The sequence below is a fragment of the Fundicoccus sp. Sow4_H7 genome (genome assembly GCF_052115865.1).
Taxonomy (GTDB): Bacteria; Bacillota; Bacilli; order Lactobacillales; family Aerococcaceae; genus Fundicoccus_A.
Genome location: NZ_JBQKME010000007.1, coordinates 47,064 through 63,359 on the forward strand (window position 1 = coordinate 47,064; position 16,296 = coordinate 63,359).

16 protein-coding genes are annotated in these 16,296 nt (G+C 36.0%); 7 read left to right on the forward strand and 9 right to left on the reverse strand.

Going from position 1 to position 16,296, the window contains the following annotated elements; all coding sequences use genetic code 11:
* Nucleotides 1-48: 48 nt before the first annotated feature.
* The 4 genes from ACTQ54_RS07975 to ACTQ54_RS07990 all read left to right on the forward strand — a co-directional run bounded on the left by ACTQ54_RS07975 (nt 49) and on the right by ACTQ54_RS07990 (nt 1,968).
* Nucleotides 49-837 (forward strand): threonine/serine ThrE exporter family protein, encoded by a 789-nt coding sequence (locus tag ACTQ54_RS07975; RefSeq protein WP_441755917.1) that lies wholly within the window; start codon nt 49-51, stop codon nt 835-837.
* Nucleotides 837-1,283: a threonine/serine exporter family protein gene (locus ACTQ54_RS07980; protein ID WP_441755919.1), complete on the forward strand. Its 447-nt coding sequence runs from the start codon at nt 837-839 to the stop codon at nt 1,281-1,283. The genes ACTQ54_RS07975 and ACTQ54_RS07980 overlap by 1 nt, the downstream gene beginning before the upstream one ends.
* A 5-nt stretch (nt 1,284-1,288) precedes the next feature.
* Nucleotides 1,289-1,666: an iron chaperone gene (locus ACTQ54_RS07985; RefSeq protein WP_441755760.1), complete on the forward strand. Its 378-nt coding sequence runs from the start codon at nt 1,289-1,291 to the stop codon at nt 1,664-1,666.
* A 71-nt stretch (nt 1,667-1,737) separates the two neighbouring features.
* A complete protein-coding gene (locus ACTQ54_RS07990; RefSeq protein ID WP_441755761.1) occupies nt 1,738-1,968 on the forward strand; it encodes a DUF1858 domain-containing protein in 231 nt (76 codons plus the stop codon).
* Here the strand turns inward: ACTQ54_RS07990 and ACTQ54_RS07995 are convergent.
* From ACTQ54_RS07995 to galE, 9 genes are all read right to left on the reverse strand, one after another.
* On the reverse strand, nt 1,963-2,730 hold the full coding sequence (locus tag ACTQ54_RS07995) for a glycosyltransferase family 2 protein (protein ID WP_441755763.1): 768 nt from the start codon (nt 2,728-2,730) through the stop codon (nt 1,963-1,965). The two genes, ACTQ54_RS07990 and ACTQ54_RS07995, sit on opposite strands and share 6 nt — an antisense overlap.
* Before the next feature lie 21 nt (nt 2,731-2,751).
* A complete protein-coding gene (locus ACTQ54_RS08000) occupies nt 2,752-3,825 on the reverse strand; it encodes a hypothetical protein (RefSeq protein ID WP_441755765.1) in 1,074 nt (357 codons plus the stop codon).
* Nucleotides 3,822-5,159 (reverse strand): O-antigen ligase family protein, encoded by a 1,338-nt coding sequence (locus ACTQ54_RS08005; protein ID WP_441755767.1) that lies wholly within the window; start codon nt 5,157-5,159, stop codon nt 3,822-3,824. Before ACTQ54_RS08005 ends, ACTQ54_RS08000 begins: the two co-directional genes overlap by 4 nt.
* Nucleotides 5,160-5,189: 30 nt before the next feature.
* Entirely contained in the window at nt 5,190-6,605 is a 1,416-nt protein-coding gene (locus ACTQ54_RS08010) for a lipopolysaccharide biosynthesis protein (protein ID WP_441755769.1), read from the reverse strand.
* Nucleotides 6,602-7,798: a glycosyltransferase gene (locus tag ACTQ54_RS08015; RefSeq protein WP_441755771.1), complete on the reverse strand. Its 1,197-nt coding sequence runs from the start codon at nt 7,796-7,798 to the stop codon at nt 6,602-6,604. Before ACTQ54_RS08015 ends, ACTQ54_RS08010 begins: the two co-directional genes overlap by 4 nt.
* Nucleotides 7,799-8,281: 483 nt before the next feature.
* Complete coding sequence (locus tag ACTQ54_RS08020) at nt 8,282-9,448, reverse strand: nucleotide sugar dehydrogenase (RefSeq protein WP_441755773.1); 1,167 nt, start codon at nt 9,446-9,448, stop codon at nt 8,282-8,284.
* Nucleotides 9,449-9,473: 25 nt separating this feature from the next.
* Nucleotides 9,474-10,874 (reverse strand): LCP family glycopolymer transferase, encoded by a 1,401-nt coding sequence (locus ACTQ54_RS08025; protein WP_441755775.1) that lies wholly within the window; start codon nt 10,872-10,874, stop codon nt 9,474-9,476.
* Nucleotides 10,875-10,902: 28 nt separating this feature from the next.
* The gene (locus tag ACTQ54_RS08030) at nt 10,903-11,874 is read right to left on the reverse strand and encodes an LCP family glycopolymer transferase (protein ID WP_441755777.1); all 972 of its coding nucleotides are present in this window, start codon (nt 11,872-11,874) and stop codon (nt 10,903-10,905) included.
* Between the two features lie 8 nt (nt 11,875-11,882).
* Entirely contained in the window at nt 11,883-12,917 is a 1,035-nt protein-coding gene (gene galE / locus ACTQ54_RS08035) for a UDP-glucose 4-epimerase GalE (protein ID WP_441755779.1), read from the reverse strand.
* 207 nt (nt 12,918-13,124) lie between these two features.
* On the opposite strand from galE, the gene ACTQ54_RS08040 reads away from it, so the two are divergent.
* The 3 genes from ACTQ54_RS08040 to ACTQ54_RS08050 all read left to right on the forward strand — a co-directional run bounded on the left by ACTQ54_RS08040 (nt 13,125) and on the right by ACTQ54_RS08050 (nt 16,289).
* Nucleotides 13,125-14,477 carry an MATE family efflux transporter gene (locus ACTQ54_RS08040; protein WP_441755781.1) on the forward strand — a complete coding sequence of 451 codons (1,353 nt, stop codon included), beginning with the start codon at nt 13,125-13,127 and terminating at the stop codon, nt 14,475-14,477.
* 97 nt (nt 14,478-14,574) lie between these two features.
* A complete protein-coding gene (locus tag ACTQ54_RS08045) occupies nt 14,575-15,024 on the forward strand; it encodes a flavodoxin (RefSeq protein WP_441755782.1) in 450 nt (149 codons plus the stop codon).
* A 23-nt stretch (nt 15,025-15,047) separates the two neighbouring features.
* Entirely contained in the window at nt 15,048-16,289 is a 1,242-nt protein-coding gene (locus tag ACTQ54_RS08050; protein ID WP_441755784.1) for an aminopeptidase, read from the forward strand.
* Nucleotides 16,290-16,296 lie beyond the last annotated feature (7 nt).

A 16,296-nucleotide genomic window follows, 5' to 3' on the forward strand; every position in this document is an offset into this window, starting at 1 on the left:
CTTGAAAACCATTGTATAAAAATTATCAGTTAAAGGAGTTCGATATTGATGTATTCTGCACACAAAAGAATTGCCGAAACAGCTGCTTTAGCTGGTGTTATTATGTTGGAATCACATGCTGAAAGTTATCGTGTTGAAGATACTGTCCGACGAATGCTTGCCACAAGTGGCTTAAATATAACTGAAGTTGTATCAACAACGACAGGTCTTTATATTACTTTAGACGATACAAACCCTGATATTGAAACGATCACAATTGTTCGTCGCATAACGAGTCGCGGTAATCACCTACGTAAAATTTACCGTGTTAATAATATTAGTCGAGCCCTCACAGCCAAACAAATATCCATTGAAGAAGCCTACCAGCAATTACAGCTAGTGGACCAGTTAGAATATACGCCTAGACAAAAAAATATCGCCAATATTATTTTAGTGGTCGCCTTTGCTATTTTATTAGGAGGAAATTTTGGTGAAGTGATTGTATCAATTTTTGCAGGAGCGGTCATCGGCTATTCAACAACCATCAAAGATTTCTTTGGGATGAATGAATTTATTTATGGCATGATGACAACCGCCTTAGTTGCCCTGATTTTTCCTATAGTTATTTATTTTATTCCTTACCAAATTTCTAGTGACATTATCATTATTTCCGGTCTAATGCCTTTATATCCCGGAACGGCTTTTATGAATGGGGTTCGTGATACCTTAAAAGGGGATTATAATTCAGGTTTAGCTCGGATTGCAGATGCCTTAGTTATTGCCTTGAGTTTAGCACTTGGAGTGGTTTTAGGCTTATCCATATCAGGAGGGGTGATCTTATTTTTATCCAGTATTTAATTCAAGTAGTCGGTGCTTATATCGCAACTGTTTCAGCAGCTGTTGTTGTTGAAGCACCCCGCTTTCTACAGTATAAAGTTGGAATTATCGGAGCTGTAGGTTACGCTATTTACCTGATTGTCTTACCTCATTTAGGCACTGCTCTAGCTACTTTTATCGGCTGTGTGGTTATTTCTATTATTAGCCAACAGTTTGCACGGATTTTTAAAGCACCTGTCACCATATTTTATATTCCATCCTTTTTCCCACTTGTACCAGGAGTTGCCATTTATCGGACGGTCTTCAATTATATTAATGGGGACACTGAATTAGGTGGATATTACTTCTTTGAAGCCTTAACGATTGCCGGTATGATTGCCTTAGCGGTATTTATTGTAGACTCTGTCTTGGAAATGAAACGACATATGGATCAAAAAAAATTTACTTTCAATGAAAGTGAGGAATAAATATCATGGCAACTTACGAAGAAGTTTTAGACAAGATAGCTAATGAAAAGCATCGTGAATATTTTGAAGCAGTGATTGCATGGGTGCAGGAAAATTATCCAAAATTCAATATGGCGATCAAATGGAGTCAACCGCTATTTGAGTTTAATAACAGTTTTATTATCGGCTTTACAGCCAATAAACATCATTTATCTGTCACAAGTGAAAAGGGTTTAATGGCGCAAGTTAACGATAAAGTTGAAGCTGCAGGTTATGCTACAACGGCTATGTCATATAAAGTTCCATGGGATGCTAAATTCAATTATGATTTACTTGACGAACTCATCCAAATACAATTAAATGATAAAAAAGATTTGAATCGCTACTGGCGTCAACCAAAGTAAAAAAAATCACACCCAGATTAGCCAAGCTTTTTCAGGGTGTGATATTTATTTAAAAAAGGAGCTACTATACTATGGATAACAAAATTGACTTGAACACTTCTGTTTTTAATACTCTTGAAAAGCATCCAGAATTACTCGATATTTTAATCGATTTAGGTTTTACACCCTTAAAAAATCCTGTTATGCGAAATACCGTGACAAAAGCAACCAGCCTTAAGCAAGGCTGTAAAATCATTGGCATCAAAGTCGACCAACTCATTAAAAACTTACAATGGAATGGCTACGAAGTCATCGACTTATAATCTTCTTAAAACGGCTTGGAGTACATAATGACTATAATAATAAATACTTTTAGGCAGCGATAGTTGCTCTAAATTGCGATAAGTATTCCAAGTCCGCTTTAAAGCCCCTATTTTATCACTCGAAATAGAGCCTTCAACTTGGCGGTAATAATTTAATACCTGTTCTAAACCGTAGGCTGTCACGCCGGTTGTCCGCATAATTTGCAACCAAGTCGCTGTGTCTTGCCCTTTGCGGACGAGTGGCATCCGAAAATCGCCTACTACTTGGCGGTCAATCATAACGGTTGAACAAGCAATGGCAGTGTTTTTTAGTAGACCATAATAGTCTAATTTAGCAGGTAACTTAACCTTTTCTTTTATAATCGATCCTTGCTCACTGATCAATGCAAAATTAGTGTAAGTAAAGGCATAATTCTCCGTTTGCATGAGCGTTAATTGATCAGCTAATTTATCTTCTGCCCAACGGTCATCACTATCAATAAAGGCAATATAACGACCTTGCGCTTCTTCAAGTCCCGTATTACGCGCGACCGCTGCCCCACTATTTTTTTCCAGTTGAATTAATTTAATCCGCTTATCTTTTTCTTGATAACCCTTAATGATCGCAACACTATCATCTTGGCTACAGTCGTCAACTAAGATATATTCCCAATTTCGAAACGACTGGTTTTGAACACTCTCAATGGTTTCAGCTAAAAAACGCGAGGCATTATACACGGGCGTCACAATGCTAATATCAGCTTTTATTTCATTATTCCTCAAATTATCTACTCCTCATTACAACTAAATGACATGAATAATCTTCACAGGTACATTGAATAAATGGGCTAAGTCTGCCTGATTTTGATACCATGCCCGTTCGGTTTGCTGAGCATAAATCAAAATAATAATCTCATCAGGTTCAACAACCAAGTCCGATTCTACTGCATCTTGGATCCTATTCAAATAGATGGTTCCTTCTTGACTCATCCAATCAAAATCAACAGGAAACTGCTGATTCGTTTGCGATAAAATCACTCTTTGCGTTACTTTAGGTATTTTTAAAAATGCATCTAAATCGATACCTTGATTTAAGCGCTCATGACTCAACAAAAGATGCTGGTCTTCTAACTGCCAAGTGTAATCAAATCCATAATTAATCCGCTTTTTAAACACGCGTAAAAACAATAAACTGACAATCATAATAAATATCCCCAGTACAAAACCAATCACTGCATATAAAATAGTTGAAATTAAACTTGGTTTTGCATACTTACTTAAAGTCGTTTCGGTAGGGACACTGTCAATATTTTCTAAATCTAAAAATTCATTAATCACTGGCTCTTGAATCAGCGATATTTTATGGTTTGTTATAAACGGAATATCAGTAGATACAAGTAAATCAGCATAAGCTTGCGCTACTTTTAAATTTTCTTCTGCAGTTGGAGCGACTAAAAAGCGAAATGTCATAATATCCGTCGATGTATTACGAATATTAGCAAGCCCACCTCTAAATTGACTGGTTTTAAATAATTCCAAGGCCATTTCTGCTTCATACCACGGCATCAACGCTACATCTGTTTCCGCTTCAATTTGTTCAATCACTTCTGGACGGCTAAAATACTCATCAAAAACAAACGAATTATTAAATATTGTGCCATCCTCGTTTACGACAATCGCTTGAAACTCTGCTGCTTCCTGACTATAAACATTTTGTAAGTAATCATAATGCGAAACAACTTCCTCATCGATATCTGGAGTTAATAAATATCTCAAACCTACGACTAATAAAGCTGTGATAATCGCACCAAAAAGTATTTTAATTAAATAATCTTTAAAAAAACGCCAAAGCTCACTGATTAATGTAACTAAACTCATGATAGCACCTCGATTTCTCTCTTTATTCTTGATTTTGTATGGGACGTTGTCAAATCTCTATTGTTTCGCGATTCATTCATTTCTACTAATTTAATAAAACTAATAATCAAACCAAAATAGACCCAATGCCATTCAATGAACATATTGGTAGACGATGTAATACTCGCAAAAATAAATATCAACATAAAGCTGACAAAGCCTCTAGCAACGGATTGATAAAACAAATTCTTAGTTTTCATGATTTGAATTAATTTGTAAATTATTAAGCCATAGGCTGAAACATATAAAAGGAATGAAACCCAGCCATAACCAACTAATATCTCAAGCCACCAATTATGGATATTGACTAATTCGTTGGTATAAAACGGCCCATAGTTTCCCATCCAATGTTCAATATTACCAGCCCCTACGCCTAAGCCTAGACTTTGAACAAAGAAAATTAAACCATTATGCCATAAATTAATTCTTGCTTCGTCCCCAGTAACAATTCCTACTACTCTAGTGGTTCTTAATGTTTCAAATAAATGCATGATCAAATTAGGTTGTAACAACAATAAAGCTGCTGCCGATATCCCTGCTCCTACAACGAGCCATTTATAGTGTTGGGCTTTAAAATCCCATTTTAAGTATAAGAGACCGTAAATGACAAAAAATAAGATTAAACATAATAAGGCCATCCGTGATCCAGATTGGTAAACAAGAAACATACCCGCCATTAACATCAGCAAGTACACGTTACGTTGCCAGCTTGTTCGGGAAGTTTGATATAAAATCAGGCATAGAGGCAAATAAGCTAACAATAATGTTGCATAATCATTTTGATTGGAAAAAATGGTAATAGGAATTCTTGTCCACGGCTGTGAGTTAAAAGTGCGATATTTATCTAGCTTATTTAGATCTGCTAGAAAATAAATATTCGTTATAATTTCAAAATATCCCCAGATGACAAGACCTGAAACCATGAGCCACATTCCTTGTAGCAGTCGTTGCCATTGTCGAAAGTTTAAAACAAAAAAATACAAGCCGACGATACTTGAAATCCCAATCGTCATCAAAAATATTGCTTGAATCCAGCCCATCAAACTCTCGGCCCAAATAAGGGATAGGACTGCCCAAGACCACCATATGACATACGCCATTAAAGCATACGTTGCATGGCTATTCGCCATAAGGATTAAACGTCTGTTTTTTAAAGTCACTTGATAGAACAACAAAGGGATTACCCCTAAAGCCAACAAACGGTAAAGCGTTAATTGTGCAACACTTAAATCTACTGCTAAGATTTCTGTCCCCAAAAAGACACTCATCACCAGCAGTAAAAAATAGGTCTTCAAGTATAATCCCTCCTAATATATTATCTAATTTTAGTCAAAATTCCATTCTGTCGGAGTATTTCTGATAGCGATAGCGTCTTTAATCGTCGGTATTTGTACTGCTAATGTTACGATAACAAAAATAATATTAATCCAAGCGATATGTTGGATGGGAAAAGCATTTAATACAGCAACAAATCCCATCAAAGCAATGGATAACAGTTGTTTGCGTTGACCAAAGTAAAAGCCTGAGCGTTTAGAAAAATAGGTCCTTGCTAAATAAAACATAATATAAGAAGCAAAGGAAGCCATTGCTGCACCTCGGTAACCTAATGAAGGTGTTAAGGTGATATTTATTAAAATGCTCGGGATAAAGGCTGCGACACTTACTAAAATATTAAAGTATGTACGGCGTGAAAAAACAATCCCTAGTGTGGTTGTTTCAGACAGTGTGTACATCATGTGTGGAAAGGCAAGTAATCCGATAATGTATTGAACGTCGGAATATTCCGGTCCACCCGCTAAGAATACCATCAATGGTTTAAAAATTAAGATACCATAAAAAATAAAGGTCAAGCCAAGTAAAACAATATCACTAATAAATTTATAGTGCTTCATGGATTTTTTTTGCTCATACCAACGATAGGCGGTTGGAATCCAGAAACTCGTAAACGCTGTTTTAATAATACCAATAATATTAATTATCTTGATGGCAGAATTATAAATTCCTACCTCGGCACTTGTTGTATATTCTTTAATAAAGATATTATCGATGGCTGTTAGTGACGAAGTCAAGGATGTCGCCACCATTAAAGGTAAGCCAAAGGTTAACATGTTTTTTAGTAATGACCAATCAATTGAGAACCCTCTTAAATCTAAGAAAGAACGATAACGATAGAACAACAAGAAATCTCCAAGTAGCTGCCCAAAAATCAAACCATAAACGATAACCTTAAAGTCACGCCAGCCAAGAAGGGCTAAGCCAATCGAAACGATAAATGTTCCTAATTTTAACAGTAGGTTAAACATAGAATACTCAATGGCTTTTTCATCCATCCTAATCGTTAAAAGTAGAAAACGTTCCAGCACAGTCGCTAATACCCAAACCCCGCCGTACCATACAATATAGTCGTATTGAGGTTCATCGAATAACCACATGGAAATTTGTTGATCAAATCCAATCGCAATCCCAAATAAAAGCACACCTGCCAACATTGGGATAAGCGTCGCCATTTGCATTAACTTTCGCTTATTTTCATAAAGGTGATATTCACGCGTATAAGCTTGGTCTAATCCTAAATAAATATAAGTAGGGATAATGACAATTAACGATTGAAATAAATATGCCTTTCCTACTTCACTCACACCAAGGAGTCGGTTTAAAATCGGCACTTGAATGATTGATATTAAAGCGCCTAAAATAGGACCTAAAGAGAATCCAACTAATCTTTTTAGAAAATGCTTCATTGTCGCCCTCCTCTCTTTTCTCCAATTAAATATGACTTTACTTTTCCTCTTAAAAACTGTTCATATAATCTAGCAGACGTCTCATTGGTAAAGTTTTCTGCTTTAATGCAATTGAGTCTTTTCTGCATCGTAGGAGGCTGTGTTTTACTAGCCGTCACAATCGCTTGATACCAAGCGGATAATGGATTATCTAAGGAGACAGCTTGAACCATTCCTAAGCCTAAGTCTACTTCTGTCGTTATGGTATCTGCCATGACTGTAGGAATTCCACTTGCCTGGGCTTCAACGACAACAGTGGGTAAACCTTCCCTTAAAGATGGCAAAAATAAAACATCCATCATTGGAAAAAATTCTGTAATTGGTTGAACACGTCCGGCTACTAAAACTCTTTGCGAAAGTCCAAGAGCTTCAATTTTTCTTTGAATCTCCTCTTTTAAATTCCCATCGCCTAATAAAATAATTTTCCCAGGCAATTGATGTTCATTCATATATTGAGCTAATCTCAGTGTAAACTCATGGTTTTTCACTGTTTCTAGACGCGCGATTTGTCCAATTAGCAGTTCATTTTCATCTATATTAAATTTTTGTCGATGCTTGGCTCTTAGTTCATCGGCGTTTTCACCTGCTTCAATAAAAGAAAAACGATCAATACTGTTGGGGATGACCATCATTTGATCATCAGCCAAATCATAACCAACCGTTGAATAAATGGCTTCTTTACTACAACCAACATTCGCATCACTTAAATGACGGTTAAGACGTTGGTATAAATACGTTTGAATACGATTGATGAAGGACTGTTTACCCCTCATCAAAGTTAGATGGGCATGGATATAAAAAGCTGGGATATTAAATCTCTGCAATAAAATTCGATAAGGAATGGCCCGATAACCACTAATGTGACAATGGACGGCATCGTAGTGATGTTGCTTAAGTACCCTAATAAATGATTGTCGAAAAGCGCCCCATCCTTCTTTTTTAGGATTGATGAGCTGATAAACAGATCCACCAGTCGCTTCAATTGCTTCAACAAATGCTGGCGAACATTCATCATAGGTGACGACATCGAAAGTAATGGATTGGTCCACTAAACCTTCAGCCTTATTTTTTACGAATGAAGAAATACCACCACCGAACCCACTCATTATGTGTAATATTCGAAGCGGCTTATTATCTACTCCCTGTTTTACCATAGGTTTCTCCTTCTAAATCTGTTAATTCAGCTAACAGTATAACACATTTACTCATTGTCTTCCTTAAGTCATTGATAGTCTAAACTATTGGAATTAAATACTATTTAAGCAGCGCATTTTAGTATGAAGTCTACAATATTATAGTGGTCAGTTTTCAATTGTAATTTGTCTGAAAACCGGTTATTTTGAGTTGCAATAAATACTTGTTGAATGAACGTGGCTAATGTTTTTGACTCGTCGATAAAACGAATGTACTTTTATGTGCTCGTTTCAAAAACAAGGGCCGCCTTGGGTACTCGTAAAAAACAGATGACTACTCCTCGCTTACTTTAACTCAATTACTTCGCACAGCCTCCAGGACGCAATCTACTTTAATGGTTATATTTTGTGATATTTATTTGTAAAAAAGAAAAAAGCGAAGCTTTTATAATAGTAATACGGCTTACTACTATTATTTAAAAGCTTCAGCTTTTTGAAAATAAATTAATTGTTATTAAATAAATCTCTTGTATATACTTTATCAACCACATCATCTAATTCGTCTGAATGACGATTGGTGATAATTAAATCTGCTTTTTGTTTAAATTCGGCTAAATTTTCTATCACAGCATAATGATGATAAGTTTCTTCGTGTAAAGTCGGCTCATAAATAATTAATTCAATGCCGTTTTCCGCCAAGATTGACATGACGCCTTGGATGGAAGATTCTCTAAAGTTATCTGAACCAGTTTTCATAGCTAAGCGGAAAACACCGACTACTTTTGGATTGCGTTTCATAATTGAATCTGCAATAAATTGCTTACGAGTCGCATTGGTCGAAACGATGGCTGTAATTAAATTATTCGGTACATCTTCATAATTCGCTAATAATTGTTTGGTGTCTTTGGGCAAACAATAGCCTCCATAACCGAAAGATGGATTATTATAATGCGTGCCGATTCTTGGATCGAGTCCAACACCTTCAATAATTGACTGCGGATCTAAGCCACGAACTTCAGCATAGGTATCCAATTCATTAAAGAATGATACGCGCATAGCCAGATAGGTATTGGCAAAAAGCTTTACGGCTTCCGCTTCAGTTGAATTCATAAATAGGACATCAATATTTTGTTTGATTGCCCCTTCAGATAATAGTTCAGCAAAAACTTTTGCTTCTTCACTTGTATCTCCCACAATAATGCGTGAAGGGTACAAATTGTCTCGTAAAGCTTTTCCTTCTTGAAGAAACTCAGGTGAGAAAATAATATTTTCTTTTCCTTTTAATTCACGGATGCGCTCAGTATAGCCTACTGGAATCGTCGATTTAATGATAATAGGTGTTGAGGCGTTATATAACATGGCATCATCAATCACTAATTCAACATTTGACGTATCAAAAAAGTTTGTTTCTTCATTATAGTTAGTAGGAGTAGCAATAACGACAAAATCAGTATTTTTATATGCTTCGTCTTTATTGGTTGTTGCAGTTAACTGCAGTGGTTTTTCCTTCAAATATAATTCAATTTCTGTATCTTTTATATGTGATTGTTTGTTATTTAACATTGTGACAATATTTTCATTTACTTCTAAAGTCACCACTTCATGATGCTGTGCAAGTAAGATGGACACTGATAATCCAACATAGCCTGCACCTACAACGGTTATTTTCATGCTTACTCTCCTAATCTAGCAAATATTATTGGACACTTTCTTCTATCATTGGCAGTGATTCTTCAACGGGCACTGAAGATGCCGGTGGTTCTGGTTCTGACACCGGTGGCTCTGGTTCTGATACCGGTGGCTCTGGTTCTGATACCGGTGGTAATTCTGGTTCTGAAGGTTGTTCTACTGGCGGCTGACTCGTCTCCGGTGGATTATATGATGATTCCGGTGGATTATACGATTCAGGTGGATATGTTGGCTGTGAAACAGGTGGTCGGTAAGTTTCTAAGTAATCAGGAACAACTTCAGGTTCTGTTTCATTGTATTCACGCAATTGTTGCGCTTCTTGTTGTATAGCCAATATTCGGTCCGTCTCTTCTTGCGAAACGCCTGTAGGGTATTGGTTGAAAATAATGGCAACTTTCGTCGTCGGTATTTCTTGGTCTGAATCTAATGGATCAAACAAATCACTAGCCACAAGTGGACTTAATGAGAGCTGCTGTCTAATCTCATTCCCTATTTGTAAACGACTTGAAATCGGGATATGGAAGTAAAAGACTTCATTAATATATGTTTCTTCCATTCCACTAAATTGAATCGCTGAAATATTCTCTAAAGCTGGTAAATAATTTTGATAAATATTTAAGGCGGTTGCAATATCAAAGTTGGTTCGGACATTTTGACTGACTACTTTAAGCACTTCGGGATAAGTTGTAATCGTATCAAATGATAACAATTTATCGATGACTGCTTTAACAACTATTTTTTGTCGATTTTGACGTCCGATTTCACCTTCGGGATCATCATAACGCATCCGAGCAAAGTTCATCGCTTTTACACCATTAACTTCACGAGTTTCGCCTTTAACAAAGCCAGTTCCACGATACTCAAACGTTAAAGGACTGGTTACTTCAATCCCTCCAACAGCATCAATCAAGGACATCAAACCTGACATATTAACTACAGCGTAGTAGTCAATTGGCACGCCTAGAAAGTCTTGGACGGTTTCAATCGTTAATTCAGCTCCACCATAAGCATAGGCATGGTTAATTTTATCCGGACTACCTTCCACCATGGCAAGGGCATCACGTGGGATGCTTAAAAACTTGGTTGTTCTATTTTGTGGGTTTAAGGTAATCATCATTAAGGTATCTGAACGACCAACATAACCATCCCTGACATTTCTTGCTAATTCATCATCGTCAGTCCCAATAAGAAGTATATTTAAAGGTTCCCCTTCTTCAATTGACACTTCATCTTCTCTTAAATTTTCAACTTCTACTGTTTCAACCGTAATCGATTGTCGAACAGCTTGAATATCCTGATAGACTTTTATCGCAAAGCCACCAACTATGATTAGAGTGAAGAGAACTAACCATCCAAAAATCTTCAAAAAACTTATTTTTCCACTTTTCTTTTTAAACAATTTCTTCATTAAAAACACTTCCTAAACGATTTTAGTCTTATTCATGACTTAAAAATCGACTCACTTGATTTTGGATTTCTCTTTGATTATTTTCATCAATAATTTCAAAAGTTATATTATTTTCTATCATACTTATCCCTTCAAAAGATAAGGTTTGGTTTGTAAAATTTTCAATCATAAGATCTCCCCTGAATATTTGTTGCCAAAATTCAAAGGGGAGATTTGTTTGGATGCTTTGGCTGGCTAATTCTATCATACGCGGTCCGTCAAAAAAATGATTTTTATTAAATAAGGCTTGGCTCAACGCATCAAGAATTAATTCTTCTTTCATCAGTACTTCTGAGGTCGTTTCATTTGGGTTTATTTTCAATAAGGCTTCAACCTCAGTACCGGTTAGTTCATAAGTTTTATTGGCTTCTAATTCTAGTTGGTTAACTTTAATGTCATCAATTGGCGTTAGTTTTATACCTCCAAGATGGTCAACTAAGTCTTTTAGAGCTGAGAAATTGACTGATAAATAGAAATCAATGGGATAAGCTACTAGTCCTTCAAGTTCTGATTTCATGCCATCATAATCACTATGCACTAAACCACTAATTAAAGAGATTGCCTGTCCTTCTCCTAGATTTAACCTTAAATGAGGCGAAAATTTAATTCTGAGTAGTTCTTGGGTTTGTGGATTTATACCAATCGTTTGAACAAGATGGTTTTCAACAGGTTGATGAATTAAATTCGTATTTTGATTATAGCCAATGAGCATGACTTGAATAGGTTTATATTGTTCAACTGCTGAAATGGATTGAGAACTAGTGGGCGCATAATTGTTTCGCATCTGTGATTCATAGCTATTACGAATTCTAAACCATTGAAATCGATATAAAACAAAACCTACTGCAGCAATCACAAACATTATAAATATTAGCCACATAAATTTAGATAAAAATTCACGCCCTCTTTTTTTACGATTAGGTAAATATGGATTTTGATATTCAGTCGATGGCTTTCTCATAGTTGACCTTACTCAGTGACTGCGTCTAAATTATCATAACCACTTGGGTTGTTTTGTTGCCAATTCCAAGAATCACGACACATATCCATTAAGGTTTTTTCTGTACGCCAATTCAATTCTTCATTCGCTAAGGTTACATCAGCGTAACAAGTATCAATATCACCCGGACGTCTGTCGGTAATTTCATAATTAATCGTTATATCATTCGCTTCTTCAAATGCTTTAACTAAATCCAAGACGCTGTATCCAATACCTGTCCCTAGGTTGTAGGTTTTAACGCCACGTTTTTCAGTGTTCTTTTCAATTGCACGAATATGCCCAATAGCTAAATCAACCACATGGATATAATCGCGAACACCTGTACCATCATGAGTATCATAGTCATTACCAAAAACACTTAATTTTTCTCTTTTACCAATAGCCACTTGCGTAATATAAGGCATGAGGTTATTCGGAATACCTTGAGGATCTTCACCAATTCTAGCAGATTGGTGCGCACCAATTGGATTAAAGTAGCGTAAAATCGTAATAGACCATTCTTCATCTGAATGAGCTAAATCACGAAGCATTTGTTCAATCACAACTTTGGTATAGCCATATGGGCTATTAGCATCCATGGTTGGCATATTTTCTTTTAGAGGCGATGGATTGTCTAAGCCATATACCGTTGCAGATGAACTGAAGACAATATCTTTTACTCCTGCTTCTTCCATTACTTCTAGTAAAGCAATTGTCCCAGCAATATTGTTTTTATAATACATTAAAGGTTTGCCGACAGATTCACCTACTGCTTTATAACCAGCAAAATGAATCACCGATTGAATACGGTGTTTGTTAAAAACTTCTGCTAAAGCTTCTTTATCTAAAATATCAACTTCATAAAAAGTAGGCTCGATACCTGTAATTTCTTTAATTCGATTTAAAACTTCTGGCTTACTGTTATAGTAATTATCGACAATAACAACTTCAGTCCCTAAATTCAATAACTCTACAACTGTATGACTTCCGATATAGCCAGTACCACCTGTAATTAGAATCGCCATTTGATATGCTTCCTTTCCATTTTTAAAAAAATACATCGTTTTATATTCTTGTAATAGTATAGCATATTCTTACTTTAAAAAAATCAATATTTGCTGATTGACACATCTTTGAAAAAAAGTTAATAAATTGCTTCATTGGCTTTCAAAATCCTATGAAATAAGGTATCTTACTGTATAGAGCAATTATTCAAGTAACGGAGGCAAGCAATGGAACTTATCAAAAAGCGTTCACCTTTAGCAACAATTTTACAATTAGCCATTCCATTAATTATTAGTAACTTTATCGTTCAATTACATCTTCTCATTGAAAATATGTTAATTGGATGGACTTTAGGTGTCGATGCCCTAGCAGGTTATTCTGCATCGCTCACGATTTATTATTTATTTAGTAACTTAGCTGTAGGATTAACACTAGGTTTAACCATTCATTTAGCTAATGCTTATGGGGCTAGAGATTTTCATCGCCTAAAAAGAAGTATTTTTATTAATTATTTTTACATTTTTATATTAGTGATACTCGTTACAGCATTTGGCTATTTCTTTATCGATGAAATGTTGCAAGTTCTAAATATTGCTCCTTCATCCTATCAATATGCCTATGACTTTTTACGCATCATGTTTTGGGCTTTTATGGCACAAACAATTTTCGTCCACATTACCTATATGTTCAGAAGCCTGGGCGATGCCAGAACACCGTCGACATTTATTATTTTAGTTGCCCTAATAAATATCACCTTAGACTTCGTCATGGTTGCATTATTTAAAACAGGCATTCGAGGAATTGCAATCGCTTTTTTAATTTCTAATTTAATTGGTGTTATTCTTTGTCTGTTTGCTATTCGGAAAAAATGGCCAATTTTATTTGTTAACTTAAAAGAAAGATCCTTTCAGTTATCAGAATTTATTAGTCATATTAAAAATTCCTTACCGATTGGTATCCAATCCATCATCATCTCATTAGGTGCTTTCTTTGTTCAACGTTCATTAAATACCATTGGTCCAGATGCAGTCGCTGCTCAAGGAATCGGGGCACGGATTGATATGTTCTCAGTTATTTTTTTATCGTCAATTGGATTAGCAATGGCAACCTATACTGCACAAAACCTAGGTGCTAAGGAATATCAACGTATTTTAGATGGAGTTAAAGTGGCCATCATTTTATCTGTTTCGATCGCCCTTGTTTTTTCGCTTATTTTTGTGTTTACTGGTCCGCATCTCGTACAGTTTGTATCAGGCGCTGAGTTTGACTCAGCCGTAGTCGGCTATGGTAGTCGCTATTTCCTTTTCCATATCCCGTTTTATTGGACACTGAGTTTATTGTATATTTATCGTTATAGCTTACAAGGTATGGGCTATACCCTATTTCCTTCATTAGCAGGCCTAACAGAAGTCGCAATGCGCATCATTGCAGCTCTTATTCTTTTCCAATTTATGGGCTTTGATGGGGTTACCTTAGGTGATGGACTTGCATGGGCGGGTGCTGCTTTAGTTTGTACGATAAACTTTATAATGGTTAAAGATAAGTTGCAAAAACAAATTAACATATCAGAAAGCTTATAAATTTGCTATAATAATAACAAGTGTTTTTATAAACAAATGAAAATTTGTTTAATCTTAGCTATTAGTAAAAAGATGATTTTTAAGGAGGTTCTAACTATTGCCAGAAGCACTCATTGTTTTCGCTAGTCTTACAGGAAACACAGAGCATATGGCGCATATCGTTGCCAATGCATTAGAAAAGCGTGGTATTACAGTCGAAATCTTGGACTGCATGCAAGCAGACGCACAAGATTTTCTTGATTATGAGATTTGTCTCATTGGATCATATACCTATGGCGTTGATGGTGTGTTACCCGATGAAATGATTGATTTTCATGAAGAATTAGGTGAACTTGATTTATCTGATAAAGTTTTTGGCGTATTTGGGTCAGGTGATGATTTTTATGAAGTATTCTGTGCAGCTGTTGACTTTTTTGAAGAACAATTTCTAAAAGCCGGAGCAACTTTAGGTGGACCGAGTGTTAAAGTCAATCTAGATGCCGAAGAAGAAGATGTCATCCGACTTGAGGCACTTGCAAATTCTATTGCAGAGAAATTTATTAATTAATTACTAGAGAGGGTTTTAAATAGATGGTTTTAGAAAATTTTAATCAATTACTAACGAAGTACGCAAGATTACTTATACAAAAAGGAATTAATGTTCAAAAAGATGATTATGTTCAAATTAATACAGACCTTGAACAAGCACCATTAGTTCGTATCTTAATTAAAGAAGCTTACGAAGCTGGAGCTAAAAAAGTATTTGTTAATTGGACAGACGATCAATTATCTCGCTTAGGTTATGAATACCAATCTGTTGATACCTTAACGGATATCCCACAATATAAAATTGATGAAGCAAACGATATGATTACTAAACGTGCTAAGCGCATTGCTTTACGTTCTTCTAACCCTAACGCCTTAAAAGGCATTGACGCTTCAAAAATTAGTGCCGCTCAAAAAGCAAGTGCTGAAGCCATGCATGATGTTAGAATTGCTACACAAGCTAATGTTGTGAGTTGGTTAGTGGCTGCTGGTGCGGGTGAAGAATGGGCAAAACTTGTGTTCTCAGACTTAGAAACAACAGAAGAAAAAGTCGATGCACTTTGGGATCAAATCTTCAAAACAACACGTGTTTACGAAGAAGACCCTGTTGCAGCTTGGGATGAGCATGAAAGCCGCTTACAAGAAAAAGCTAGTTTCCTTAACGAAAAACAATTTAAAGCATTACATTACACAGCACCAGGGACAGACATTACCATCGGTTTACCTTTAAATCATATTTGGGAAAGTGCCGGAAGCCTTAATGAAAAAGGCGAAGTTTTCGTTGCCAATATGCCAACTGAAGAAGTCTTTACAGCTCCTGATTTCCGTCACATTGATGGTGTTATTTCAAGTACGAAACCATTAAGCTACGGCGGCGTTTTAATCGAAGATATGGTCTTCGAATTCAAAGATGGTCAAGTAGTTAAAGCTTCTGCTGCCGAAGGTGAAGAAACGCTACTACAATTACTCGATAGTAATGATGGCGCACGTTCTTTAGGTGAAGTTGCACTTGTTGCACATCAGTCACCTATTTCACAATCAGGAATTATTTTCTATAATACATTATTTGATGAAAATGCTTCGAACCACTTAGCCTTAGGTTCTGCTTATGCGACTTCTGTTCAAAACGGAACAAAAATGACGCAAGATGAATTAAAAGAAGCTGGCTTAAACCGTTCGACAACTCACGTAGATTTCATGGTTGGTAGTGCTGAAATGAATATCGATGGTATTACACACGACGGAGAGGTCGTTCCAGTCTTTAGAAATGGTGAATGGGCCTTCTAAATCATCA

Excerpts from the sequence above, each read along its gene's own strand:
- ACTQ54_RS07975 (WP_441755917.1), top strand. The coding sequence starts at position 49 with ATGTATTCTGCACACAAAAGAATTGCCGAAACAGCTGCTTTAGCTGGT.
- ACTQ54_RS08040 (WP_441755781.1), top strand. The coding sequence starts at position 13,125 with ATGGAACTTATCAAAAAGCGTTCACCTTTAGCAACAATTTTACAATTA.
- ACTQ54_RS08020 (WP_441755773.1), bottom strand. The coding sequence starts at position 9,448 with ATGAAAATAACCGTTGTAGGTGCAGGCTATGTTGGATTATCAGTGTCC.
- ACTQ54_RS07985 (WP_441755760.1), top strand. The coding sequence starts at position 1,289 with ATGGCAACTTACGAAGAAGTTTTAGACAAGATAGCTAATGAAAAGCAT.
- ACTQ54_RS08050 (WP_441755784.1), top strand. The coding sequence starts at position 15,048 with ATGGTTTTAGAAAATTTTAATCAATTACTAACGAAGTACGCAAGATTA.
- galE (WP_441755779.1), bottom strand. The coding sequence starts at position 12,917 with ATGGCGATTCTAATTACAGGTGGTACTGGCTATATCGGAAGTCATACA.
- ACTQ54_RS08025 (WP_441755775.1), bottom strand. The coding sequence starts at position 10,874 with ATGAAGAAATTGTTTAAAAAGAAAAGTGGAAAAATAAGTTTTTTGAAG.
- ACTQ54_RS08000 (WP_441755765.1), bottom strand. The coding sequence starts at position 3,825 with ATGAGTTTAGTTACATTAATCAGTGAGCTTTGGCGTTTTTTTAAAGAT.
- ACTQ54_RS08015 (WP_441755771.1), bottom strand. The coding sequence starts at position 7,798 with ATGGTAAAACAGGGAGTAGATAATAAGCCGCTTCGAATATTACACATA.
- ACTQ54_RS08030 (WP_441755777.1), bottom strand. The coding sequence starts at position 11,874 with ATGAGAAAGCCATCGACTGAATATCAAAATCCATATTTACCTAATCGT.
- ACTQ54_RS08010 (WP_441755769.1), bottom strand. The coding sequence starts at position 6,605 with ATGAAGCATTTTCTAAAAAGATTAGTTGGATTCTCTTTAGGTCCTATT.
- ACTQ54_RS07990 (WP_441755761.1), top strand. The coding sequence starts at position 1,738 with ATGGATAACAAAATTGACTTGAACACTTCTGTTTTTAATACTCTTGAA.